Consider the following 339-nt stretch of genomic DNA (forward strand, 5'->3'; position numbering starts at 1 on the left):
AAGGTGGTGGCTGCTCGGGGTCGTTTGATGCAGGCGTTGCCGTCGGGTGGTGCGATGGTTGCGGTGGCGGCGCCGGAGGATGAGGTGCGACCGCTGCTGACCGATGGGGCGGCGATTGCGGCGGTGAATGGTCCCGAGTCGGTGGTGCTGTCGGGGGATGAGGGTGCGGTTCAGGCGGTTGTGGATGTGTTGGCTGGGCGTGGGGTGCGGGCGCGGCGGTTGCGGGTGAGTCATGCGTTCCATTCGGCTCGTATGGACGGCATGCTGGCCGAGTTCGGCGAGGTGCTTCAGGGCGTGGAGTTCCGTGCTCCGAGCGTGCCGGTGGTGTCGAACGTCTCT

The 339-nt window shown here is 67.6% G+C and carries 1 protein-coding gene; it reads left to right on the forward strand.

Annotated elements, in window-relative coordinates:
* A partial coding sequence (locus NP777_RS47375; protein ID WP_256656399.1) for an acyltransferase domain-containing protein occupies positions 1 to 339 on the forward strand: 339 nt, incomplete at both ends.

Source organism: Streptomyces rugosispiralis (genome assembly GCF_024505145.1).
Classification (GTDB): domain Bacteria; phylum Actinomycetota; class Actinomycetes; order Streptomycetales; family Streptomycetaceae; genus Streptomyces; species Streptomyces rugosispiralis.